Below are 24,392 nucleotides of genomic sequence, written 5' to 3'. Positions count from 1 at the left end.
GGCGCCGGGCCCTTCCGGATGAACCGCGTAGTGGTGCGCCGGACGGCCGCCGGCCTGGCCCGCTTCCTGCTGGACACCGCCGCCGGCGCCTATGCGCCGCGCGCCGTGATCGGCTACGACGCACGCCGGAACTCGGATGTCTTCGCCGCCGAGTCCGCCGCCGTCTTCACCGCTGCCGGCATCGAAACGTTCCTGATGCCTTCCGCCCTGCCAACGCCGGTGCTTGCGTACGCCGTTCGGGCGCTGGGCTGCGAAGCGGGCGTGATGGTCACCGCCAGCCACAATCCCGCGCACGACAACGGATACAAGGTCTATTTGGGCGGACGTGCCGTCGACGAAGGCGGCCGCGGAGCGCAGATTGTGGCACCCTACGACGCCGAAATCGCCGCCCGGATTAACTACGCCCCGCCGCTGAACACCATCCCACTGGCCGAGGATGGCTGGAACGTCCTGCCGGACGGCATCGCCGAAGACTACGTCGCCGCGGTCACGGCGCTGGCCGACCCGCGGCTGTTCCCGCAGCGGGACCTGAGGATCGTGCTCACACCGATGCACGGCGTCGGCGGAGCCACCATGCGGGCGGTCTTTGAGCAGGCCGGATTCACCGATGTGACGCTGGTGGCCGCCCAGGCGGAGCCGGATCCCGATTTCCCGACCGTGGCCTTCCCCAACCCGGAGGAAGCCGGAGCGATCGACCTGGCCTTGGAGACGGCAGCGAAGAGCGACGCGGACCTGGTCATTGCCAATGATCCCGACGCGGACCGCGCGGCCCTGGCTGCCAAGGACCCGTCGACCGGGGCGTGGCGGATGCTCCGCGGCGACGAGGCCGGTGCGCTGCTCGGCGCGCACATGGCGGCCCGTTTCGAAGGCCAGGACCGGCTGCGCGCGGACCAGGACGCCTCACCCGATCCGATCGATGCACCGGCTGCCAGCGCGGCTGCGTCCCGGGTCTTCGCCAACTCGATCGTGTCTTCCCGGCTGCTGGGAAAGATCGCGGCCGACGCAGGGGTAGCCCACGTGGAGACACTGACCGGCTTCAAGTGGATTTCCCGCGTCCCCGGCCTGGCCTACGGGTATGAAGAGGCCCTGGGTTATTGCGTGGCACCGCATCTGGTCCGGGACAAGGACGGGATGTCCGCCGCCCTGCTGCTCGCCGAGCTCGCCGCCGACGTCAAAGCGGCGGGCCGGACGGTCTTCGACGTCCTCGATGACCTCGCGCTGAAGTACGGGCTCCACGCTACGGACCAGCTGAGCATCAGGGTGGACAACCTCTCCCTGATGGGGACGATGATGTACCAACTCCGGGAGCGGCCGCCGTCGTCGTTGGCGGGATCCCCGGTGGTGACCAGCACGGACTTGTCCCTCGGCAGCGAAGCGTTGCCGCCGACCGACGGACTGCTGTTTCTGGGCCAGGACGATACCCGCGTCATCGTGCGCCCGAGCGGCACGGAGCCCAAGCTCAAGTGCTACCTGGAGGTCATCCGGCCGGTCGCCGGCGCGGACCGGCTGGCGGAGGAGCGCGCGGAAGCTGCCCGCCTCCTGGAGGCCATCAAGACCGACATCCGCGCCACCCTCGGGGTGCCCGGATAACCGGCGGCAATCCTCCGCCGCCCGAAGACCGCGGTGTTCACACCGGGAGGTGCTCCCATCTCCGGGGCGGCCGAGCTGTGCGAGAACGGCCTTAACCGACGGGCCTGTGTCGATTTTCGGCCGCCCTGAAGCCTGCCCGGGAACCCCGGCTCTGTTCATCCGCAGGGATCCCGGCCCTCCCGGTGGCACCCGGGAACCCCGGCCCCGTCCAAGGGCACGGATCCCGGCCCTCCCCCGGGCACCCGGACCACCGACACAGCCGCTCAGCCAACACCACCGGTCCGCCAGCGTTCCTTCCGAGTGGCGGTATCCACAACCGGCCGTGAGGCGGGCGACGCTTTCATGCCGCTGGTTAAGACTGGTGCCATGGCCCGTGAAGTTCTCGACTCTCGACTGGCAGCGCTCTGGCCGCAGCAGTATGACGTCCTGACCGCCCGAGAACTCCGACAGCACGGTGCCGGCGAGCGCTTGATCCGTGATGCTGTTCGTCAGGGTGCTTTGATCCGCATTCGGCACGGCGCGTATGTCCTGGGGTCGCGGTGGATGGCCAGCAATTCCAGGCGACGGAATCTGCTCCGCATTCAGGCACATTCTCTGGTGACCGGTCCCGCCGGCACCTACAGCCACGCCTCCGCTGCGCGGCTGCACGGGCTGCATGTCTGGGATATTCCGGCAACCGTTCATCTCACCCAGCCGTTTCCCACCACCCGGCACACCAGAAGCCCGGACGTCAGCCCGCACCACTTTGTCTTGCCGCCCGATGAAGTCACGACACTGCCTGGCCCGCGCGGCGAGCCGGTACCCGTCACCAGCTTGGAACGGACAGTTGTGGACTGTGCCAGGACCATGCAGCTTGACCGGGCTGCCATCATCGGCGATCACGCCCTTCGGAGCGGCGCGGACCTCGAGCGGATCAACGAGATCCTCGATTCGATGCCGGGTTCACCGGGAGTGCGCCGCGCCCGAACTGCCGTCGCCTTGCTTGATGGCCGGGCCGAGTCGCCGGGAGAAACCCGCACCAGGCTGTTGCTGGGCACGTTCGGCATTCCGATGCCCGTGCCGCAGGTTGAACTGACCACCAGGCTGGGCAAGCACCGCGTCGACTTCGCGTGGGAGGACATCATGCTGATTTTGGAATTCGATGGCAGGAGCAAATACTTCGACTACAGGCCGACGGAACAGGTACTGCTCAAGGAACGACAGCGAGAGAACGCCTTATCGGAAATCCACTGGAACTTCATCCGTGTGGACTGGGCGCAGCTCAGCCGGCCTCACGAATTCCGGGGCCGGCTCGCCGAAGCCATGGCACGCGCCGCCAGCAGAACGTCCGCGCTGAAAAATCATCCCCCGGCCGCCTGACGGGACACGCCCACCCCGGCCCGGAATGGTTCGGCGGGCGAGGCACTCAAAGCGGAGCATAGCCCGGGCCAGTGCGGGCCTGACGGACGCCCCGACCGGGCGGCGCAACCTCCACTGATTGATCACCTTCCGCACCTTTTCGACGCTGGCGCCATGTGGGACGATGCAGCCATGGGCATCGAAGAACAGGTGCCGCGCTCCGCAGGGGCGGGGCATCAAAGCCCTGACGAAGAGCCGGCGCACAAGGCCTCGGAAGAGCACATTCCTGCCGACGACGCCCGGGCCATCGCGCGCCGCCGGCAGGAAGCCGAGGAGAAGCTCGAGGAGCACCGCCGTGCGGCCGAGGAAGAGGGCCACTCCACCGGCGGCCCGTACTGACCCCTGCCCGGTCCGGCAACGCCCCGGCGGCCGTGCAGGCCGGTGCGCCGGTCCGGTCGCCGCCTGGCCGGTATGCAAGGATAGAAGTTCCTTCGAACCCCAGCAGATGAAAGGGATGGCCATGTCTGAAGACATCACATCCGGATCCGCTCCGAGCGCGACCTATCACGATCCGACGTCGATCGCTTCGGTCATCGACCACACGCTGCTGAAGCCGGAAGCTTCCCGCGAAGACATCCTCAAGGTCTGCCAGGAGGCGGTCGAGTACCGCTTTGCCGCCGTGTGTGCCAATCCTGTCTGGACGGCGTTGGTCCACAGCACGCTCAAGGGCTCCGGGGTCAAGACCTGCGCGGTCGTCGGCTTCCCGTTCGGTGCCACTCCCACCGATGTGAAGGTACACGAGGCCCGCGGCGCCACCCTGGACGGCGCCGACGAGATCGACATGGTGATCAACATCGCCGCGGCCCGCGCGAACGACCGCGCCGCGATCTTCGAGGACATCGCGGCGGTGGCCGAAGCCGTCCACGCCGGCGGCGCCATCCTCAAAGTCATCCTGGAGACCCATTTCCTGAGCGACGAGCAAAAGCGGATGGTCTGCGAAGCCGCCGCCGAGGCCGGGGCGGACTTCGTCAAGACTTCGACAGGTTTCAGCGGTGGCGGCGCCACCGTCGAGGACATCGCCCTGATGCGCGACGCCGTCGGTACGCGACTGGGCGTGAAGGCCTCCGGCGGCGTGCGATCCGTCGACGACGCGCGCGCCATGCTCCGGGCCGGCGCAACACGAATTGGCGCCAGCTCATCAGTGGCTATTGTTAAAGGCGAGCAAGCCGCCGGCGGCTACTGACGCCGCATCGCACTATTGAGGAGAAACACCCCATGGCCCACCCCAAGCAGCGCACCCATTCGGGCGAGGGACACCTGGTCGGCAATCTGATCACCTTCGCGGTCATCATGCTGATCTTCTTCGGTTCCCTGTACGCCTTCAGCCTGGAGCCGGTCATCGGCGCCATCCCGGCCTTCGCCATCGGGCTCGGCCTGTTCACGCTGGCGTTCTTCATTCCCAAGCAGTTCCTGGGCCGTTCCGATACCCACCACAACGCCTGACGTTTTCGCGGGTCATCCCGGGCGCTCAGCCAGGGGGCAGGCAGGTCCTGCTTCCCTGGCCGGGCGCCCGGCGTACTTAAGGGCCAAGCCCCTCCCGAGCCGAAGGGACCGGCGCGCAGCGGACTGATCCGCCAACCCGCCTGCCGCACCCCACCCCGCGCCGCTGCGACTTGCGTCACAGACCGCACAGTTCCGCGGCGCGGGCCAACACGCGTGCCATACTGAACCAGTCATGGCCAGCCCGGCTCCGCAACGCAACCGACAACGAGGGCTGCCCGGAGTAAGGGGACCTTCGATCATGTCTGCCGCACCAAGCCCGCTGTTGTCCTGGCTTACCGGACGCCGACAGTTCCATGAGCTGCCCCTGCGCGCACGCGTTTTCCTCAGCCATCTGCCACTCTGTATTTCCGTGACGCTGACGGCGGTGATCGCCGCCGCATTCTTCCCCCAACTGCTGGGCAACGCGCAATTCACCGGCGGACTCATCGGCATTGCCGTGTTGTGGATCCTCGGCGCCGCCATCCCGTGGGACCGGCTGCCCTATCCGTCGTACTGGGTGATCCCGCTGCTGGACTTCGTCGCCATCGGGGCCCTGCACCAAAGCGCCGGGACGGAACTCTACGGCGTCGGGCTGTTGGCGGTCTTCCCGGTGTTCTGGATGGCCTGGTCGGAGATCGCCCCCGCCGCCGCGCGCATCATCAGCTTCGCCGCGCCGCTGCTCATCGTCTGGATTCCGGTGTTCACCGGCCCGGAGCCGGTAACGCCGGAAACCCTGTTTGGCCCGATCCTGATCCCCATCGTGACTCTGGGGGTCTCCATTACCGCGTCCGTTTTCTCATTGAGCATGACGGCGCAGCAGCAAGCCCTGGCCCGCAAAGACCGCGAGCTGCGCGCCTTGCTGGAAGAAAGCAAGGTCCATGTGCGCCGGCTGGACACCGTCCTGAACGCCGTCGCGGTGGGGGTGCTCGTCACCGATGCAGACGGCCGCGACATCCTGAGCAACGTGCAGCAGCAGCGGGACCGCTCGCTGGCCATGCCTCACGGAATCGATAATCCGGACGAGGCCGACTTGCTGGTCTTCGAAGCGGACCGGGTGACCCCGGTGGTCCCCGCAGACCGCCCCATTCGCCGTGCCATCTTGGGGGAGTCTTTTTCCGACCGGCTGGTGTGGATCGGCGACGGAGACAGGCAACGCGCCATGTTGTGCACGGCACGCCCCATGCAGGATGACCTCGGCCAGTTCGACGGCACCGTGATGGCCTTCAGCGACGTTACCGACCTGGTTAACGCGTTGACGGTGAAGGAAGAGTTCGTCGCCGGCGTCTCGCACGAGCTCCGCACTCCCCTGACGTCGATCATGGGCTACCTGGACCTCGCGCTCGAGGACGCCGACCAGCTGCCGCAACACGTCACAGCTTCGCTCGGCATCGCCATGCGCAATTCCGAACGGCTCCTGCAACTGGTGGAAGACCTGCTCGTCACGGCCTCCGGGACGCTGAGCATCGAGCCCCGCCGTACGGTGCTGGCCGACCTTGTCGCTACCAGCGTTGCGTCGGCCATGCCGCGGGCAGAACACGCGGGCGTGGAGCTGGTCATCGACGCCGCCGACGGGCTGGAAGCAGAGGTCGATCCCAACCGGATGGGCCAGGTGCTGGACAACCTGCTGTCCAATGCCATCAAGTATTCGCCCGACGGCGGCCGGGTCACGGTGCGGACCCTGGCGGCCGACGGCGCCGTCCTCCTGGAGGTCAGCGACACCGGGATGGGCATGTCGGAAGCGGATCAGGCTGAAATCTTCACCAAGTTCTTCCGCACCAGTTCCGTGCGGCAGGCGGCCATCCCCGGGCTGGGGTTGGGGCTGGCCATCAGCAAGTCGATCGTGGAAGCACACGGCGGCACGCTGACCTTCACGAGCGTCCTGGGAGCGGGCACGACCTTCAGCGTCGCGATTCCGCAGCGCAGCGAAGAGGGAGGCCGCCCGGAGGCGGCCTCCCTGGGCCAGCTGCTGCCTTAGGAGTCAGCGCCGGTCCGGTAGGAGTCAGCGCCGGTCCGGTGGGGTCAGCGAACGGACTGCGGCCCCTTGAACTGCATCTTGGTGCTGCCCGTTCCCTTGCCCTTGGCCGTGCCGTTGACCGCTGAGGTCGTTTCGGCGAAGGTCAGCGTGGTGTGCGCGATGGCGTCGGCCATCTGCTCCAAGACCACCAGGTCCACGTTCGCCAGCGTGTCGCAGGCCTCGTGGTAGCAGGGATCGTAGGCCACTCCGGCGGTGCCGCCGTAGATCGCCGCCTGTTCTTCGGTCTTGATCTCCTCGGCGCCGGTAAACAAGCCTCCGGCCGGGATGCCGTTGGTGATGAAGGCGAAGTAGTCCGAGCGGCCGTCGAAGGCCGTCGGCTCCGAGGCGAGCCCCTGCGAGGCGAAGTACTCGGTGAAGACGCGCTCGATGGTGGCAGAACCGTTGGGCCCGGCGAGCCCAAACGCGTCGCCGGTGCCGTCATAGACGAAGCGCACGGCATTGGGCGAACCGACCATATCGAAATTCAGGTTGAGCGCATGCTGCTTGATCTCACGCTGGCTTAACTGGGACACGTAGTAGGTCGAGCCGAGCAGCCCGTCCTCTTCACCGCCCCAGAAAGCGAACCGCACCCGGTTTTCCGGAGCGTCCCCCGATGCGGCGATCTGAAGCGCCGTTTCCAGGATCGCCGCGCTGCCGGACCCATTGTCGTTGATGCCCGGGCCCTCGGATACCGAATCCAGGTGCGCGCCGACGACGACGGTGCGGTCCGCGCGTCCGGCCGTGTCGGCGAGGATGTTAAACGTCTCCGTCACGACGATCTCGGCATCCACCGCGATCCGCAGTTCCACGCCGGCGGTCCCGGCCAGCTCGGCCCCCAGATCGAAGCTGGTGCTGACGGCCGGAATGGCCTGCGGCGTTCCCAGCGTGCCGCCGAACAGGTCCATCCGGTCCGGTGTGCCTCCGTTGCCCTGGTTGAAGATGACCACGCCGACGGCGCCTGCTGCCGCGGAATTCGAAACCTTCGTGGCGAAATCGCACGTACCGCGCTGGATCAGGGCGATGTTTCCGGCGGGGAAGCTTGCGAAGTCGGTCGCCTCGCAGCCGCTGGTGGATGCCCTGTCGCCTGCGAGATTGATATCTACCGCGGTCACCGGTGCCGTGACGTCACCGGAGGCGGAGTAGTCCATGGCCATGAACTCCTCCCCTGCCGTGTAGACCGTCGGCGTTGGGGCGACCTGTTCGAACTCTGCGCCGTGAAGCACGAACCGTTCGTAGGAGAACACCTGCCGCACGGGCGTGTAGCCGGCGGCCGACAACTGGGCTTCGATGTATTGGGCGGATGCCTCGTAGCCGGGAGTGCCCGCAGCGCGGTTGCCGCCGTTGGCATTGGCCGCGTCCTGCAGGGCCTGCAAGTGGGTGACGATGTTCTCGGCGGTTACCGCGTTGCGCAGGGTGCTGGTGTCTGTCCCGTTGTCGGCGCGGGCCGGCAGCCCGGTCCCTAACGCCAATGCGGTGACGGCAGCGATGGCCGCCCCGCGCCTGAAACTGTGGGTCTGCATGCTGGTTCCTCCAAAGGTGTGGATGAAAGAATCCCGCTGTCCCCGCAGCAGGATCCTGCCCGGAAGCTATCCCATGGCCCCGGAAAGCGACAGAGCCAGCTAGTGATTTCCCTCACAAACGCCTGAAAGAACTATTTCAGCCTTGCAAACTGCCGGTCTCCGGGCCGCTGAGCTAACCCTCCCGCCGCCCGCCGGAGCCGCCGGACACCGGACCGGTGGCGCACCGGTACCATGGCATTCGGCCGCCCGCGCATCTGCGCGGCCGCCCACACGGGAGAGGAAGACCGATGCGCCTTGGCACGTCCTGGGAGCGGTCCCGCCTGCTGCATTCTTGCCTGCTGGCCGGCTACGCCCTCCTGGTCGCCGTCACAACGTTGTGGCCTACCCCGGTAGATGCCGGCGCGAACAGCACCATCCAGGCCGTTCTCGCGGCTCTGCATGAAGCAGGCGGGCCGCGCTGGATCGACTACAACCTGGTCGAATCCGGGGCCAATGTCCTGATGTTCGTGCCGCTCGGTCTGCTGGCCGCCCTCCTGATGCCGCCCGGGTGGCGCTGGTTGACCCCCGCCGGAGCCTTCCTGCTCTCCGGTGCCGTGGAGTGGGCGCAACGGGAGTTCCTCCCCGGCCGCTATGCCTCGCTGCAAGATGTCTGGACGAACACGCTGGGCGCGGCCCTCGGCACGGTGCTGGCCTATGCATGGCTGGAATTCCGGCAAAACCGGCACCGGTAACGCGCTAAAGTCGAAGTAGTCTCTACTCAGGCACGCGTAAAGGACCACTATGCGAATTTCCGTCATCGGCTGCGGCTACTTGGGGGCCGTGCATGCCGCGGCCATGGCCAAACTCGGCCATGACGTGGTCGGTATTGACGTGGACGAACGCAAGGTCTCCGAGCTGCAGGCCGGCCGCGCCCCGTTCTTCGAGCCCGGGCTGCCCGAACTGCTCACCGAGGTTCAGCAGACCGGCCGGCTGACGTTCAGCACCGAGATGGCCGACGCGGCCGGAGCCGCGGTGCACTTCGTGTGCGTGGGCACCCCGCAGCGAAAGGGCGAGAATGCCGCCGACCTGCGCTATGTCGATGCCGCCTTCACGTCCCTGGCCGTTCACCTGCGTCCGGACGACGTGGTGGTCGGCAAGTCGACCGTGCCGGTGGGAACAGCATCACGGTTGGCAGAGGAAATCCGGGACATTGCCCCTGGGGCCATCCTGGCGTGGAACCCCGAGTTCCTGCGCGAAGGCCACGCCGTCAAGGACACGCTGACTCCGGACCGCTTCGTCTACGGTGTGCCTCCGGGTGCACCCGGTGAAGCCGCCACTGCGGCCATGGACCAGGTCTACGCGACGCCGCTGGCCGGCGGGACGCCGCGGCTGGTGGTCGACTATGCCACCGCCGAACTGGTCAAGGCCGCGGCAAACTCCTTCCTCGCCACCAAGATCTCCTTCATCAACGCGATGGCGGAAGTCTGCGAAGCCGCCGGCGCCGACGTCACCGCCCTGGCCGACGCGATCGGCATGGACGAGCGCATCGGGCGCAAATTCCTCAACGCCGGCGTCGGCTTCGGCGGCGGCTGCCTGCCCAAGGACATCCGGGCCTTCATGGCCCGTGCCGGCGAACTCGGGGCGGACCAGGCCCTGACATTTCTGCGTGAAGTGGATGCCATCAACATGCGCCGGCGCACGCGCGTGGTGGAACTGACCCGAGAGCTCTGCGGCGGGTCGCTGATCGGCAAACGCATCACCGTGCTCGGAGCCGCCTTCAAGCCGCAGTCCGACGACGTCCGTGATTCCCCCGCGTTGTCGGTTGCCGCCCAACTTCAGTTGCAGGGTGCCACCGTCACCGTCACCGATCCGGAGGCGTTGGCCAACGCCAAGCAGCGTTTCCCGGAACTCAGCTATGAACCGGATACCAAAACGGCTATCGCCCGCGCCCACGCGCTCGTGCTGCTGACCGAGTGGAACGAGTACCGCGAGCTGGACCCGGTCGCCGTCGGAAACCAGGTGGACGAAAAGAAAATCCTGGACGGACGCAACGTGCTGGACCCGGCAACGTGGCGCCAGGCCGGGTGGGCCTTCAAGGGCATCGGCCGCCCCTAGCGTTTTCCCAAGTCCGGCCTTCCAGAATGGGCCCGTACAGCCAGGTTGTGCGGGCCCATCGTCGTATCCGTTGACAGTGGCCCCGAACAGGAGCATCTTATGTAGATGGCCAGCGCGTGAAGCCGCCGACCCCGCATATCCACGGGTCCGTGCAGCCTTGGCCGATGGGGGGACGTTGCATGATGGCTCGGAGGGGTCTTGCCCTGGTTGCGGCCGCGCTCGTTGGTGTGTCCGGCCTGGGCCTGCCTGCCGCCCCGGCCGCCGCGGCACACGATTCCGGCCGGCACGTCTTCGAACCCGGCTCCGCCACCTTGCATGACGAGTATTTCCCTGACGCCGGGAACGGCGGCTACCAGGTGTCCCACTATGGGCTGGAGCTGCTGTATGACCCGCCCGCGGACCGGTTGGAGGGCACCGCCACGATCAGGGCGCAGGCCACGCAAAACCTTTCGGCGTTCAGTCTGGACCTGGACGGCCTAACCGTTGACTCCGTCAGCGTCGACGGGCGGGACGCACGATTTGCCCGGACCGGCACCAAGCTCGCCGTCACCCCCACCCGGGGGGTCTCGAACGGCGACCGCTTCACCGTGGTCGTGGCGTACTCCGGCACCCCCCGAACCCTCGCCCTCCCCGGCCTGGCCGGGTTCATCCATACCGATGACGGCGCTCTCGTCACCGGCCATCCGATGGGTGCACCAACCTGGTTTCCGGTGAACAACCATCCCAGCGACCGTGCCGGCTTTACCTTCAACATCTCGGTACCCGACGGCTGGCAGGCGGTGGCCAACGGCTTGCCGGACGGCAGGGAGGCCGAGTCCGGCCGCACCGTCTACACGTGGAAGGCCGACGAGCCGCTGTCGCCGCACCTGGCGACCATCGCCGTCGGACACTTTGACGTGGCGGAGCGCACCAAGGGCGGCATCAGCTACGTGGACGCGATGGATCCGGTGTTGAAGGAGGCGGTGGTGCCGCGCAACGGCGACGGGCTTGCCTGGTCGCAGAGCGACAATGCCAGCTACAAGCGGCTCACCCGCACCGTCAGGGTGCCGGATGCCGGCGGTGACCTTTCTTTCTGGATGCTGCGCGACACCGAACCGGGCTGGGATTTTGCCTTCGTGGAGGCCAGGACACCCGGCAAGAACGATTGGACAACGCTCAAGGACACCACCGGACACGCGCGGGAGTCCACCGGCAATTCCTGTCCCGCGTGGCATCAGGTGCATCCCTTCCTGAAGCACTACCAGACGGACGACGGCGGCGGTTCCTGCAGTGCCGAAGGCAACACCGGCCGCTGGTGGGCGGCCACCGGCGCCAGCCAGGGTTGGGAGCATTGGGAGTTCGACTTGGCCGACTACGCCGGCCAAGACGTGGAGCTGTCCATCACCTACGCCAGCGACATCACGGGGCAGAACGACGGCGTGTTCGTGGAGGACATCAAGGTGCCGGGAGGTGAAGGGTCAACGTCCTTCGACAGCGACGGCGACCGCTGGGACGGTTGGGAAGCGCAGCATGCGCCGGACGGCAGTCCGGAGAACGCGAACGGCTGGACGGCCGGGTCGACCGCTCCGCCTTCGCAGGCGTACAAGATCCAGCAGTCGCTGGATAAGCAGTCCCGCATCATAGAATTCCTGTCCACCGTGTTCGGCAAGTATCCGCTCAAGAGCGCCGGCGGAATCATTGACTCCTCGGAAAACCTTGGCTATTCCCTGCAGATGCAAGGCCGGCCCGTCTATCCGATGGACGGCTTCTACAGCGAGGCCAGCGGAGATGCCATGATCGCCCGCGAATTGGCGCATCAGTGGACCGACTCGCAATTGCCGCCGCCGCGATGGCAGGACAGCTGGCTCAACCAAGGCCTTGCTACCTACGCCGAGTGGCTCTGGAACGAACAGCAAAACCTGGGCAGCGCCGAGGATACATTCGATTTCTACGCCGGCATCCCAGCCGACGACGACTTCTGGCAGGTGCGGGTATCGGATCCGGGCGTCGATCAACTTTTCGCCGGCAATGTCCAGACCCGGGCCGCCATGGCGCTGCACGCCCTGCGGGACAGGGTGGGCGACAAAGACTTTTTCAGGCTCCTGAAGACCTGGGTCAAGGATGGATCGGGCAAGCCGGGCGATTTTCAAAGGCTGGCCGAGGATGTCACCGGCAAAGACCTTGGGGCACTCTTCAAAACCTTTGTATCGACGGCTGGGAAACCGGGGGTCCTGTAGCCGCAAGGCGCCGCGCAGGGCGGATCGGGAGTGACCCGGCAGCGACTCCGACCGGCTTGCCGTCTTCCGGCTAGCCGTCTTCGGCTAGCGGTCTTCGCCGAGGACCCGCAGGCCTTCGCGGTAGGCATCTGCCGTCAGCTCGCCGCGCGCGAACCTCTGGTCAAGGATCTGCCGGGCGGTGCTCCGCCGGTGCGACTGCTGTATTTGGCCGCCTGCTGCCGCCAAAGCATCTTCCACGTCGCGCGGTCTCAGCCCCATGAACGCTCGTATCACCAGGACCGCCAGCAACGCCACAATCGCCAACAACAGCAGCCCAAACAGCCATGCCAAGCCCATATCTACCATGATGAAAGCACCCCTTCGATCACGACGGAACGACGGCTTTTCTACTCCGTTCCCCTAGGGTCAGGATACGCGTCCGGTCCGACAACCAACAGGGACGGGTACACCGAACCGCCGCCTGTCTCCAGGGTTTTTGCAGTCCGGCATCCCGAAGTCCGGGGGCATTCCTACTCCGGTGAAGCAGCCTCATGGAGTGTCGTGCCCCAGGGGAAATACTTCAGGGTCTTGTAGACGGGATCGCCGGCAACAGTTCCGTTCATGGGCTGGATCCGTAAGCGGTAGTCTGCAAAGAAATCACCGCCGGTCTGAGAGAACGGCAGCTCAAAGCCGGCGCTGGTCGCCTGCACCGTCGTTTCAGCGCCCCAGCCGTTGGCGCCCTGCAGGGACACCTCGTAAGAGGTTGCCCCGGCCGATCCGTTCCAGCTGAAGGACACGTGCCTGCGGTCGCCGGCGGGCGCACTGACGCTATGCTTCACACTCGTCAACGGTCCCAAAGGCGGATGCTGTTTGGCGTCGTAGTAGCAGTTTTCCACGTTCGAGTGCTGGTATTCGTACGCCAAGTAGGCAGCATCGCCGGCGATAGCACCGTTCATCGGCTGGATGCGCAAGCTGTACTGCGTGTAATAGGGAGCTTTGGTCCCGGCCCCGTTGAAGGGATTGCCCAGCCGGTCGGAAGGAATCCGGGGCATGCTGAACGTGACCGATTCGCCCTTCACGTCGGCCGCGTGGTTGTAACGCGGATCACTTGAGGTGAGCGTGACGGTGTAGTGCGTGAAGCTCGAGGCGCGGCTCCAACTGAACGTGACGTCGACCTTGTCGCGGTTCACCAACTCCTCCTTGGTTTTCCCCACCACGCATTGCGCGGATTTCCGTCCCGGCCCTATGGGGCGGGGCTTCAGGTGGGCGCCGGCCACAACAGGGGCAGCCCCGGATCCGGGCGGCGGCCCTGGCACCGGGCCCACCGTGATGTTCAGGGTGGCGGTGGCCGTCTGCTGCCACTTGGCCGCAGCGACGGGCACGCCGACGCCGAGCAGGATGACCAGGAAAAATGCCACCAAGGCCGGCACGAAACCGGGTAATGCCCTCAACCACACCAGGAATCCGGGGCCTCCAGCGGAATCCGGCGCGTCGGGTTCGCGAGGTGTTCTCAAAAGCGCTTCCTTCGTTTCATGAGGACCACGGACAGGGTTCCCACCAGTCCCAGAGCTACCGCCAGCCATCTGCTGCTGTTGGCGAACACATTGCCCTCGATCCAGGCGGCGGGATTAGTTGCGCGCCCTGTTTCAGCCGCCGGCGCACCCGCCTCGGTCCCGGGCAACGGGAACTCCTGGTCTTCGGAATCAGCAGGCACGGCGGTGTTGAGGGCCTGTTGACCGTGCGGCTCGCTGGGGCCGGTGGTGTCTGTACCGGTTCCGTTCGAGTCGGCGGCGCCCGCACGGCCAGGCCCGGCCGCGTGATTGGCCGCTGCCCCGTCCCGCGGCGGGACGCCCGGATTGGATCCGGTGCCTGCGGGGCAGGCGGCGCGGGCCGCCTGTCCTCCCGCCGCCGCCTGCAACGTCACGGCCACATTCACATCGGCGGTCTTGAGCCGGGTCTCGTTCGCAGCCTCTTGGCCGAGACGCAGTGTCATGTCCAGGCGCAGGATCTGCCCCGCCTCCAGAATCCAGACGGTGTTGATGCGGGAACAAGACCACGGCCCCGTCAGCGAGGCTTCACCGGCAGGTTCCTCGCCCGACTCAACCTGCAGGACCAGATTCTTGGCGATCTGCAGGTCGGCGTCGCCGACGACGCCGGCCACGGTCAGCGCTCCGGCCTCGCTGCCGTTGTTGCGAATCCACAGGCCGGCGGTGATGGATCCACCGGGCACCAGCGGCGCACTCTCTTCAAACAACGGTGCCTGAAGCCGCGACGCGAAATTCCGTCCGTCCAGGCTGAGCTGCAGACGTTCATCGCCCGCGTATGCCGGACCGGCCGGCGCCAGAACCAAGAGGATCAACAGGACCGAAACTGAGGCGCGCCAAACCCAGGGTCGTCGTTCCTTTCGTCCGGTCACGCTACATCCTGTTCTGTTCCCTGAGCGAGCGGCGGGTTGGCAGCGCTTCCGCCTGCGACACGGCAGTGGTGCCGGCTCGGGCGCAGAGGTCGTCCCGGGCGTCCGTCGCCGGTTCGTTGTCCCCTCCTGCCGGACTGGACGGGAGCCCGGGGACATCGACTGAGCCGCCTTCTTTTCTCCGCTGGCGCAGCCCGCGAATCATCGCAAAGCCGCCATACGCAATGAGCGCGAGGGCTGCAAGCTGCACCAGGCCGCCGCGCCCGCCTTGTCCCAGGGCGTTGGCAACAAAGCCGACCGAGGGCACGGCATAGAACAGTTTGCCGCGAACCTGCACTTCCATAACGGGCATCTCGTCTTCCAGGGAGTTGTTATCCCCCTTGGTCACCAGCAACCGTTCACCGGTCTGCGCCGTGATGATAGCGGTGACGCGGTGTGTGACGACGACGGGGCTGTTGGATTCCACCTGGTAGGTGATGACGTCGCCGGTACTCAGCTCTGCGAAAGGGACAGGCTTCACCACCAGGAACGTGCCGGGCGCGTATTTGGGTGCCATGGAGTTCGTCAGCACCGTGTATGTCTGAGACCCGGTAACCAGAGGTATAACGACCAGCACGAGTGCTGCCAGGGTGACCGTCAGGAAGGCCAGGTAGGCAAGTCCCCTGCCTACCAGTCGAACAACATCCATGGGCTTCTCTCTCACATCTGAGCGGCAGACAACGGAATGGAAATCGCTGTAGACGAACCCTCCAGGGAGGCTGGCACGTCATCGGCGAGTTCCACCTGGAAACAAAAGGCGCGCGCTTGCCCCTTGGCCAGGCGGAAGGAAGGGAGCGCATCCGGGTCGGCACCAAAAAGGCCAGGGTCCGAGCAGGAGGCGAGATCCTCAGCGGCTGCGGACGTGATTTTGAGGAATCTGCCCAGCTCCTGCGATTCGATAATCGGCGCTACCGCCACCTTCGCCTCAACGGCAAAATCTGCAGTGGCATTGGCCTCGTTCGTCATGAGGACGCCGGCATACACAGTGCCCCCGGGCAACACCGCGCCCGCTGGTTTCGTGGACAATGTAAGCGTCGCCGGAGCACCGTTGGCCAGCGTCATATCCATGGGCCGGCTGTCGTCCCCGCTGAGGGTGACTGCGAAGTCGGCGGCCTGAACGGTGCCGGCATCGGCCGACACGCTCGCATTCCAGAGGGCATAAGTGACTTGAACGGCGAGCATACCCAGGGCAACCGCACCTGACATCAGCGCCGCTGCCGTCACAAAGCGCCGCATCCAACTCCCCCTGCCTCCCACTGGCTGGAGCCGATTCCCAGCGGGCCTGCTGACTGTCAAAACGAGGCAACCGTCTCCGCTACCTCACGGGCGTGGGCGTAACCTGCTCAAGCTTGAAGGCCACGTTGCTGAAGTCATACTTCGCGTTCACGCTCTGCCTCCGTGCGGTGTCCGCGTTGAAGGTGAAACTCACGGATGCTGTGACGCCCTCGACCGATTTCGAGAGGACGTTGGTTAGGTCAACGCCTTCCTTGGCCAGGGTGACTTCCGGCTTATTGATCGTTCCATCGACGAAGGCTGCGTCGAGAACGTTCTTCCCGTTTTTCCCGTCCACGCTGAGTTTCGCCTTGATGGCGTTGCCCTCAAGAACAACGTCCAGGTTCTGCTTGTAGGTCAGGGTCTCGCCGGGAATGACTCTGTGGGTTGTGAGGTCCACGGGGGCGTCCATCAGGTTGCTCGTCCAGATACCCTGCCCTGCCGTCAGGTTGAGGTTACCGGCCTGGATCGTGCCCATTTGTGCGGTCTGGTCCGCGTTCCAGGCTGCCAGCGTTCCGCCGCCACCGAGGAGCAACAGTGCGCCGGCGCCGATCGCAATAGTGCCCTTAACCATCTTGTTCATCTTCGACCTCATGCTGTGCTGACCCGGTAGGACGTTCCTCCCGCTGATACAACTCTCATCGGCACAACCAAAGATGAACGGTTGCATGAGCCAAAGGTTCTCGAAATTAGTAGCTGGACGGCCGGGCGAACCTCAAGAATCACCTCCAACCTCAAGATCATGGAGTCAGGAGAGCAACGGAACACGCCGCAGACGACAAAACAAGGACACCCACTGTTCTACGGCTGCGAGACACCACCGGCCACGTGTGGGGGTTGAACGTTACACAGGAGCAGGGCATCGTAGCTAAGAAGAGCCTGAGAGCTGGCCCACACATCGGCTCAACCGGTCTTTCGACTGCACGCCAGGCAGACACACAAGAAATGGGATAGATGGACACTCCGCAAGTAGCCGTCGTCATAGAAGACGACGAAGACATCCGGCGGCTCATCAGCAGTGTCCTCACCCAATCCGGCTTTTCGGTTCATGCTGCTGCAAGTGGCCAGGAGGGCGTAGCTGCGGTGAGGAAGTACTCTCCCAGCATCGTGACCCTGGACGTGGGGCTGCCGGACTTTGACGGGTTCGAGGCGGCACGGCAGATCCGCCTTTTCAGCGATGCCTACATCCTCATGCTCACGGCGCGGTCGAACGAAATCGATACCGTGTTGGGGTTCAAGTCAGGCGCGGACGACTACATCAACAAACCGTTCCGACCGTTTGAACTGCGTGCCCGGGTTTCGGCCATGCTCCGCCGCGCCCGCAATACCGGGCCGCTGCCAATGCAGCCTCCCGCGGCCATTGCAGTACCGACTGCTGTCTCTGCCGAGCAACCCGCGGCCCCCGCCCATCGGCCGGCCACAGGAAACGACGGCGGTGCCGCCGACGCGGTTGCGCTCGGCACGTACGACCACAACGGCCTCTCGCTGGACTATCCGACCCGTACGGTAACCGTGGACGCGGCCGCGGTGGAGTTGACCCGGACGGAATTCGAATTGCTGTTGACCCTCATGGACGGCGGCCGCACCGTGCGCAGCAAGCAGGACCTGGTGCGGCGCCTGCGGTTTGAGGAGTTTGACACGGGCTCCTTCGTGTCGGAGGCCGACGAACGCGCCGTCGAGGTCCACATGGCCAACCTGCGCCGCAAACTCGGAGATGATCCGCGTTCGCCCCGTTGGCTGGAGACCGTTCGCGGATTCGGTTATCGGATGGCCCGCTCGGCTGTCGCCAGGTAATCGGCAGCAAGGCGCCGCATCGTCTCGTCGCCGCAGCTTCCGATCGGGTCCAGCAGATCCCGCGCGGTCGCCAAGCCATGCCGGTTTCCCTCCGCGGCTTCGGTGGCCAGCCTTTGAACCTGCTGGCCCCAAAACGACAGCCGCAGTGCCCCGGCCACGCTGCTGGCAGTCTTGAGGCTCAGGGAAACATCCATGACCTTGTCGAGATCCTGTTCCTGGACCGCCTGGACAAGCCGCATCCTCCGGACATCCCACATGTCAATGTAGTCGGCCACGAACCTGCGGCAGGCGTGTTCGTCCCTCAGGTCCCTCGCCAGGGCATGCAGCACCGGCATCGCGACCACCGGCAGTTCGCAGGCGGCCAGGACGAGGGACACTGCCGGTCGGCCAGGGGCCGCCTCCCGTAGGCTGGGCTGGTCAGGGAAACTCATAGGTGCCAGTCTGGCCTCGGCAGCTCAGGAAGCCGGGCGGCGCAGCCCGAAGATCGGCCAAAGGAAAGCTGAACGAGGCGGCGGGCCGTTCACACCGGTGGCGAACCGACGAACTTCCCGACACGACAAAGGCAGATGCCCGGATTTCCGCGCCGGCTACCTAAGATGGCTATGCCACGTCTGTGCGTACAAAACCCGTTCCTGATGGCTGAAAGGCCAGTAATGCCCAATCCTGCCCAAGACACTCAACTGCCGAGCCGGCGCGACGTTCGCACGGGGGCAGCCGAGCCCGCGCCGCCGACGGGCATGATTCCAGTGATCCCGCTTGTGTCCAAGCCGTCCGGCGACCCGTATCCCGCCCGGCGGGAGTTGCGCACCGGCCTCATCCAAGTAGTGGCACCGGCGGCCGGTCAGGCGGCCGGTCCTACGAAGTATGTTCGCATCGAGAAGCCGCAGTCCGGCTCCTCCCGCGCTGCCCAACGCTCCAAAGCACCCCGAAAGACGGTCAGGACCGCCTGGGTAGTCAGCACCGTCGTCGTGCTTGCTGCCGTCGCCGCCGTGTGGTTCGCGTTCTTGCGGTAGCCCCTCCCTAGTCCTCCGCCGACGTGAGCTTGGCCAGGAGCGCAGCAAGTTCGGAGCGCTCGGCTGCAGACAGGGCGCCAAAATACTTCTCCGCATGCCTCACCTGGACCTCCCGGATGGCCCGTCCTATCTCCTGCCCAGCCTCGCTCAGGACGACCACCGTGGCCCTGCGGTCCGCCGGATCAGGCTCCCGCGAGCACCAGCCCCTCTCCTGCAAGCCATCGACGATGTCGGTCGCCGATCGCGGCGCTATCCGAAGCCGCTCGGAAAGTTCACCCAACCGCAGCGGGCCGTGCTGGCGGAGCATGCGCAGCGCCCTCGCTTGTGACGGGGCGACGCCGAGCGGGGCCATTCCCTCCCGGGCGCCCCTCCTGAGTTGACGCGACACGGCCCAGAACGCGTCCAGTAAACTTTCATCTGCCACGGGAATAGGCTACCAAGTTTTCCTGTTGTAACCTCATATTGAGGTAACCTCAGCAATGCGGGCGGCGCACGTTGCCCCCTTCATCACGGATCGAGGTGGTTCCGACGGAAACCTTCGGAATAACCGCCGGCCGCGGGCCCGTAAGGGAGCCGACGGCCGCAGAAAAAGAACAAGCCCGGCACGTACCGCTCAAGCGGATCGCCGCCCTGTTCCGACCATACGGGGGACAGCTGGCCCTCGTCACAGGCATCATCATCGCTTCCTCTGCCGCCGCCATGGTCTCGCCGTTCCTCCTGCGCGCGGTGATCGACACTGCCCTGCCCCGCCAACAGCTCCCGCTGTTGGCTTGGCTGACGGCCGGGATGCTGGCCGTCGCGGCGGTCACGGCCCTGTTCGGTGTTTTGCAAACGTGGATCGCGACCCGGGTGGGCCAACGCGTCATGCACAGCCTGCGGACCGAGGTCTTCGCGCACCTCCAGCGCCAGTCCGTCGGCTTCTTCACGCGGACACGGAGCGGGGAGATCCAGTCCCGCATCACACACGACATCGGTGGCATGCAGTCGGTGGTCACCTCGACCGCTACAGGCATTGCCACTAACCTGACCACCGTCGTCGCCACCGCAGTGGCCATGGCGGCGCTGTCCTGGCAGCTGTCGCTGATCTCGCTGCTGGTCATGCCGCCGGCCATTGTGCTGACCCGCAAGGTGGCCAAGGTGCGCCGGGAGCTGACCGCCCGCCGCCAGCGGGAACTGGCCGACATGAATGTGACCATCGAGGAGTCGCTCTCGGTCAGCGGAATCCAGCTGAGCAAGACCCTGGGCACCGGAGGCGACTTGGCCGCCCGGTTTTCCGCCTCGTCGGAGCGGCTGACCGACCTGGAACTTCGTTCCGAATTGGCCGGGCGCTGGCGGATGGCCACCATGAGCATCATCTTTGCCGCCGTACCCGCCGTCATCTACTTCGCCGCCGGCCTGCCGGGGGCCGCAGGGAACATCAGCATCGGCACGGTGGTGGCGTTCACCGCGCTGCAGGGCGGCCTTTTCCGGCCGTTGCTCGGACTGCTGAACGTGACGATCACCGTCACCAGCTCGCTGGCGCTCTTCGCCCGGATTTTCGAATATCTGGACCTGCCGGTGGAGATCGCCGAGCCCGTCTCCCCCGCCCCGGTGGATCCGTCGAAGGTCGCCGGCCACGTCCGCTTCGAGAACGTCAGCTTCAGCTATCCGGACAGCGAGACACCGGCCGTCGAGCATGTGAACCTGGCCGTCCCCGCCGGTTCCAGCCTGGCCCTGGTGGGCCCGACCGGATCGGGGAAGAGCAGCCTGGCCGCCTTGGTGGCCCGCCTGCAGGATCCGACGAAAGGTCGCGTCACCATCGACGGCGTCGACCTCCGCGCCCTGCGCCTGGCCGACCTGGCGGCCATTGTCGGAGTGGTCAGCCAGGACACCTACCTGCTACACACCACGGTGCGGGAAAACCTGCGCTACGCCAAGCCGGATGCCAGCGACGCCGACATCGAGCAGGCCGCACGGGACGCCCAGATCCACGACCACATCGCGGCGCTGCCGGATGGTTACGACACCGTCGTCGGGTCCCGGGGGCACCGGTTCTCGGGCGGCGAGAAGCAACGGATTGCCATCGCCCGGACCCTGCTGCGCAATCCCCCGGTGCTGGTGCTGGACGAGGCAACCAGCGCACTGGATACCCAGACCGAACACGCTGTCCAGCAGGCCTTCGACCGGCTGGCCGCCGGCCGCACCACCATCACCATCGCCCACCGGCTCTCGACTGTCCGGAATGCCGACCAGATCGCCGTCCTCGAGGCCGGCCGGATCGTCGAACAAGGAACACACGAGTCCCTGCTCGACGCCGACGGCCGGTATGCGGCGCTGGCCGCCTAGCAACCCGCGCCGTTTACTCCTTGAACACCGCGTCGATGACGCCCTGCGCCCACTCAAGGATGGCCAGGTCGGCCAGGTCCTTGCCGCCGATCCGGGCGGTCTTGGGCTTGGGGACAAGGATGAAGTCCAGCGCCGGTTTCACCTGCGACCCGGGGTACATCCGGTTCAGCCGCATCACCTTGGACTCCGGCAGCGCCGCCGGCGCGAACTTGATGAAGTTGCCCTGCACCGCCACGTCGGTCAGCCCGGCGGCGCGGGCCTCTACCCGGAAGCGCGCCACCGCCACGAGATTCCGGACGGGCTCGGGCAGCTCGCCGTAGCGGTCGGTGAGCTCGGCCACCACTTCGTCGATGGCTTCGTGTGTGGTTGCCTGGGCGAGCTTCCGATAGGCCTCCAGGCGCAGGCGCTCCCCCGGAACATAGTCGTGCGGCAGGTGGGCGTTGACGGGCAGTTCGATCTTCATTTCGGCGACCTTCTGCTCGGTTTCGCCGCGGAAATCCGCCACCGCCTCGCCGACCAGCCGGATGTACAGATCAAAACCGACGCCGGCAATGTGCCCGGACTGTTCCCCGCCCAGCAGGTTACCGGCGCCGCGGATCTCCAGGTCCTTCAGGGCCAGCTGCATGCCGGCGCCCAGCTCGTTGTGGGCGGCCACGGCTTTCAGCCGCTCGAGGGCCACCTCGCCCAGCGGTTTCTCGGCGTCGAACAGGAAATAGGCGTACGCCCGTTCCCGGCCGCGGCCCACCCGCCCGCGCAGCTGGTGCAGCTGGGAAAGGCCGTACCGGTCCGCCCGGTCGACGATCAGGGTGTTCGCGTTGGAAATATCCAGCCCGGTCTCGATGATGGTGGTGCAGACCAGGACGTCAAAGCGCTTCTCCCAGAAGTCGACAATGATCTGCTCCAGCCGTGACTCGCTCATCTGCCCGTGCGCCACTTCCACCCGCGCCTCGGGCACCAGCTCCCGGATCCGCGCCGCCTGCCGCTCGATCGACGACACCCGGTTGTGCACGAAGAAGACCTGACCCTCGCGCATCAGCTCGCGCCGGATGGCCGCCGACGTCTGCTTGTCGGTGTACGGGCCGACATAGGTCAGCACCGGATGGCGCTCCTCCGGCGGGGTGGCCAGCGTGGAGGTCTCGCGGATGCCGGTCAGGGACATCTCCAGGGTGCGCGGGATAGGCGTCGCGGACATGGCCAGGACGTCCACGTTGGTGCGCATCTTCTTCAACGCTTCCTTGTGCTCGACGCCGAAGCGCTGCTCCTCGTCCACGATGACCAGGCCCACGTCCTTGAACTGGACCTCCTTGGACAGCAGCCGGTGCGTTCCGATGACGACGTCGATGCTGCCGTTCTTGATGCCTTCCATCGTGTCTTTGGCTTCCTTGGCGGTCTGGAAGCGGGACAACGCCTTGACCCTGACAGGGAACCCGGAGAAGCGTTCGCTGAACGTCTCGAAGTGCTGCTGGGACAGCAAGGTGGTGGGAACCAGGACGGCAACCTGCTTGCCATCCTGGACCGCCTTGAACGCGGCCCGCACCGCGATCTCGGTCTTGCCGTAGCCCACGTCGCCCGAGATCAGCCGGTCCATCGGAACTTCCCGCTCCATGTCCGCCTTGACCTCGTTGATGGTGGTCAGCTGGTCGGGCGTTTCGACGTAGGGGAAGGCTTCTTCCAGCTCGCGCTGCCACGGGGTGTCGGGTCCGAAGGCGTGCCCCCGGGAGGCCATCCGGGCCGAGTACAGCCGGATCAGCTCCCCGGCAATCTCCTTGACCGCCCTGCGGGCCTGGCTCTTGGTCTTGGCCCAATCGGAGCCGCCCATCTTGGACAGCGCCGGAGCATCTCCGCCGACATAGCGGGTCACCTGGTCCAACTGATCCGTCGGCACGAACAGCCGGTCCCCCGGTGCGCCGCGCTTGGCCGCGGCGTACTCCAGCACCAGGTACTCCCGCATCGCCTTGGTGGGCCCGGCGCCGGTGGACCGCTGCACCAGTTCCACGAACTTTCCCACGCCGTGCTGCTCGTGCACCACGAAGTCGCCCTCGGTCAGCTGCAGCGGGTCCACCGCGTTGCGCCTGCGCGACGGCATCTTGCGCATGTCCTTGGTGGAGCGCGCGGTGGCGCGGCCCAGCAGGTCGGCTTCGGTCAGCAGGCCCAGCTTCAGCCCGTCGAACACAAACCCCTTGCCGGTGCTCGCGGTGGTGATTTCGATGATCCCGGGCTGCGGTTCGCTCTCCAGCGATTCGATGCGGGAGGCCGGGATTTGGGCATCGTGGAAGAGCTCGGCCATGCGGGCGGCCGGGCCCGGACCTTCGGTCGCCACGACCACACGCCACTGGTCGCGCACGCGGGAGCCAATGAACTCCATCATTTCGGCCACATCGCCCTGGTAGCCCCTCGGCTCCCTGGCCGCGATGGTCAGGGTGTCGATGTCCAGCACCGTTTCGTCGTCGGGGTTGAACGAGGTGATGGACCACCACGACACCTGCTGTTCCGCGGCCGTCGCCCGGGTGTCCCCCAGCGACCGGAAGCCGGCCTGCTCCAGGTCCCCCTGCAGCGCCAGGTCCAGCGGCGCGTCCCCGCCCTCGGAAGCCGTCGCCCACGCGGCGGCCAGGAACTCGTCGTTTGTCGTCTCGAGGTCATGGGCGCGGCCGCGCACCTTTTCCGGTTCAATGACGACGGCGATGGAGCCGGGCGGAAGCTCCCCGATGAACGGCACCATGGCGTCCACCAGCACCGGCGACAGCGATTCCATGCCTTCGACGGCGACGCCCCCGGCGATCTTCTCCAGCATGTCGGCCGCCGCCGGCATCTGCCCCTTCAGTTTGGCGGCGCGGCTCATGACCGAGGGCGTGATCAACAGCTCCCGGCACGGCGGGGCGTACAGCTGGGCGGGGTGCTTGACGTTCTCCCCGGCCAGGGAGCGCTGGTCGGCAACGGCGAACCAGCGCATCGATTCGACCTCGTCGCCAAAGAACTCGATCCGGACGGGGTGGTCGTCGGTGGGCGAAAAGACGTCCAGGATCCCGCCGCGCACGGCGAACTCGCCGCGCCGGCTCACCATGTCCACGCGGGCGTAGGCGGCTTCGGACAACCGCCGGACCACGTCGGGGAAGGCGACCTCGTCGCCCACCGTGAGTGAGACAGGCTGCAAATCCCCCAGCCCCTGCACGAGCGGCTGAAGCACCGCGCGCACCGGCGCCACCACCACCCGCAGCGGCGCCGCCCCGTCGTCGTGCTTCAGCC

General features: G+C 66.4%; 22 protein-coding genes. 12 read left to right on the top strand and 10 right to left on the bottom strand.

Annotated elements, in window-relative coordinates; genetic code table 11:
- The 6 genes from AC5RV2_RS05440 to AC5RV2_RS05415 all read left to right on the top strand — a co-directional run.
- Window positions 1–1,590 (top strand): phospho-sugar mutase (locus AC5RV2_RS05440; RefSeq protein ID WP_494091524.1); only part of this gene is annotated, 1,590 nt, incomplete at its 5' end.
- A 366-nt stretch (window positions 1,591–1,956) separates the two neighbouring features.
- Window positions 1,957–2,949, top strand: a complete 993-nt coding sequence (locus tag AC5RV2_RS05435) for a type IV toxin-antitoxin system AbiEi family antitoxin domain-containing protein (RefSeq protein WP_494091523.1) — start codon at window positions 1,957–1,959, stop codon at window positions 2,947–2,949.
- Between the two features lie 153 nt (window positions 2,950–3,102).
- Window positions 3,103–3,327, top strand: a complete 225-nt coding sequence (locus tag AC5RV2_RS05430; protein ID WP_494091522.1) for a hypothetical protein — start codon at window positions 3,103–3,105, stop codon at window positions 3,325–3,327.
- A gap of 121 nt (window positions 3,328–3,448) precedes the next feature.
- A complete protein-coding gene (deoC, locus tag AC5RV2_RS05425) occupies window positions 3,449–4,171 on the top strand; it encodes a deoxyribose-phosphate aldolase (RefSeq protein WP_493977604.1) in 723 nt (240 codons plus the stop codon).
- Window positions 4,172–4,203: 32 nt separating this feature from the next.
- Complete coding sequence (locus AC5RV2_RS05420; protein ID WP_494091521.1) at window positions 4,204–4,431, top strand: hypothetical protein; 228 nt, start codon at window positions 4,204–4,206, stop codon at window positions 4,429–4,431.
- Between the two features lie 409 nt (window positions 4,432–4,840).
- Window positions 4,841–6,445, top strand: coding sequence for a sensor histidine kinase (locus AC5RV2_RS05415; RefSeq protein WP_494091520.1), 1,605 nt, complete (start codon window positions 4,841–4,843; stop codon window positions 6,443–6,445).
- A 44-nt stretch (window positions 6,446–6,489) separates the two neighbouring features.
- Here the strand turns inward: AC5RV2_RS05415 and AC5RV2_RS05410 are convergent, their stop codons facing one another.
- Window positions 6,490–8,004: a M28 family peptidase gene (locus tag AC5RV2_RS05410; RefSeq protein WP_494091519.1), complete on the bottom strand. Its 1,515-nt coding sequence runs from the start codon at window positions 8,002–8,004 to the stop codon at window positions 6,490–6,492.
- Window positions 8,005–8,291: 287 nt separating this feature from the next.
- Here AC5RV2_RS05410 and AC5RV2_RS05405 point away from each other — a divergent pair, with 287 nt between their 5' ends.
- The 3 genes from AC5RV2_RS05405 to AC5RV2_RS05395 all read left to right on the top strand — a co-directional run bounded on the left by AC5RV2_RS05405 (window position 8,292) and on the right by AC5RV2_RS05395 (window position 12,314).
- Window positions 8,292–8,735 (top strand): VanZ family protein, encoded by a 444-nt coding sequence (locus AC5RV2_RS05405; protein ID WP_494091518.1) that lies wholly within the window; start codon window positions 8,292–8,294, stop codon window positions 8,733–8,735.
- Window positions 8,736–8,784: 49 nt separating this feature from the next.
- Complete coding sequence (locus tag AC5RV2_RS05400) at window positions 8,785–10,098, top strand: UDP-glucose dehydrogenase family protein (protein ID WP_494091517.1); 1,314 nt, start codon at window positions 8,785–8,787, stop codon at window positions 10,096–10,098.
- 179 nt (window positions 10,099–10,277) lie between these two features.
- Complete coding sequence (locus AC5RV2_RS05395; RefSeq protein ID WP_494091516.1) at window positions 10,278–12,314, top strand: M1 family aminopeptidase; 2,037 nt, start codon at window positions 10,278–10,280, stop codon at window positions 12,312–12,314.
- Window positions 12,315–12,398: 84 nt separating this feature from the next.
- On the opposite strand, the gene AC5RV2_RS05390 is transcribed toward AC5RV2_RS05395, so the two are convergent.
- From AC5RV2_RS05390 to AC5RV2_RS05365, 6 genes are all read right to left on the bottom strand, one after another.
- Window positions 12,399–12,650, bottom strand: coding sequence for an SHOCT domain-containing protein (locus tag AC5RV2_RS05390; RefSeq protein ID WP_494001353.1), 252 nt, complete (start codon window positions 12,648–12,650; stop codon window positions 12,399–12,401).
- Between the two features lie 173 nt (window positions 12,651–12,823).
- Window positions 12,824–13,807, bottom strand: a complete 984-nt coding sequence (locus AC5RV2_RS05385; RefSeq protein WP_494091515.1) for a hypothetical protein — start codon at window positions 13,805–13,807, stop codon at window positions 12,824–12,826.
- Window positions 13,804–14,709, bottom strand: coding sequence for a hypothetical protein (locus AC5RV2_RS05380; protein ID WP_494091514.1), 906 nt, complete (start codon window positions 14,707–14,709; stop codon window positions 13,804–13,806). Before AC5RV2_RS05380 ends, AC5RV2_RS05385 begins: the two co-directional genes overlap by 4 nt.
- Before the next feature lies 1 nt (window position 14,710).
- Window positions 14,711–15,394 carry a signal peptidase I gene (locus AC5RV2_RS05375; protein WP_494091513.1) on the bottom strand — a complete coding sequence of 228 codons (684 nt, stop codon included), beginning with the start codon at window positions 15,392–15,394 and terminating at the stop codon, window positions 14,711–14,713.
- An 11-nt stretch (window positions 15,395–15,405) separates the two neighbouring features.
- Window positions 15,406–15,981, bottom strand: a complete 576-nt coding sequence (locus tag AC5RV2_RS05370; protein ID WP_494091512.1) for a hypothetical protein — start codon at window positions 15,979–15,981, stop codon at window positions 15,406–15,408.
- A 79-nt stretch (window positions 15,982–16,060) separates the two neighbouring features.
- Window positions 16,061–16,600 carry an alternate-type signal peptide domain-containing protein gene (locus tag AC5RV2_RS05365; RefSeq protein WP_494091511.1) on the bottom strand — a complete coding sequence of 180 codons (540 nt, stop codon included), beginning with the start codon at window positions 16,598–16,600 and terminating at the stop codon, window positions 16,061–16,063.
- A gap of 371 nt (window positions 16,601–16,971) precedes the next feature.
- On the opposite strand from AC5RV2_RS05365, the gene AC5RV2_RS05360 reads away from it, so the two are divergent.
- On the top strand, window positions 16,972–17,811 hold the full coding sequence (locus tag AC5RV2_RS05360) for a response regulator transcription factor (protein WP_494091510.1): 840 nt from the start codon (window positions 16,972–16,974) through the stop codon (window positions 17,809–17,811).
- On the opposite strand, the gene AC5RV2_RS05355 is transcribed toward AC5RV2_RS05360, so the two are convergent.
- Window positions 17,778–18,242, bottom strand: coding sequence for a hypothetical protein (locus tag AC5RV2_RS05355; protein ID WP_494091509.1), 465 nt, complete (start codon window positions 18,240–18,242; stop codon window positions 17,778–17,780). The two genes, AC5RV2_RS05360 and AC5RV2_RS05355, sit on opposite strands and share 34 nt — an antisense overlap.
- 315 nt (window positions 18,243–18,557) lie before the next feature.
- On the opposite strand from AC5RV2_RS05355, the gene AC5RV2_RS05350 reads away from it, so the two are divergent.
- Window positions 18,558–18,824 carry a hypothetical protein gene (locus AC5RV2_RS05350; protein WP_494091508.1) on the top strand — a complete coding sequence of 89 codons (267 nt, stop codon included), beginning with the start codon at window positions 18,558–18,560 and terminating at the stop codon, window positions 18,822–18,824.
- Window positions 18,825–18,831: 7 nt separating this feature from the next.
- Here AC5RV2_RS05350 and AC5RV2_RS05345 read toward each other — a convergent pair whose 3' ends face one another.
- Entirely contained in the window at window positions 18,832–19,248 is a 417-nt protein-coding gene (locus tag AC5RV2_RS05345) for a MarR family winged helix-turn-helix transcriptional regulator (protein ID WP_494091507.1), read from the bottom strand.
- Between the two features lie 95 nt (window positions 19,249–19,343).
- Between AC5RV2_RS05345 and AC5RV2_RS05340 the strand changes: the two genes are divergently transcribed.
- Window positions 19,344–21,149 carry an ABC transporter ATP-binding protein gene (locus AC5RV2_RS05340; RefSeq protein WP_494091506.1) on the top strand — a complete coding sequence of 602 codons (1,806 nt, stop codon included), beginning with the start codon at window positions 19,344–19,346 and terminating at the stop codon, window positions 21,147–21,149.
- Between the two features lie 13 nt (window positions 21,150–21,162).
- Here AC5RV2_RS05340 and mfd read toward each other — a convergent pair.
- The coding region (gene mfd / locus AC5RV2_RS05335; protein WP_494091505.1) for a transcription-repair coupling factor at window positions 21,163–24,392 on the bottom strand (3,230 nt) is incomplete at its 5' end.

The organism is Arthrobacter sp. Y3225116 (genome assembly GCF_059091245.1).
Note: the sequence above shows the minus strand (reverse complement) of the source record. Positions and strands in the feature narration are given on the sequence as shown.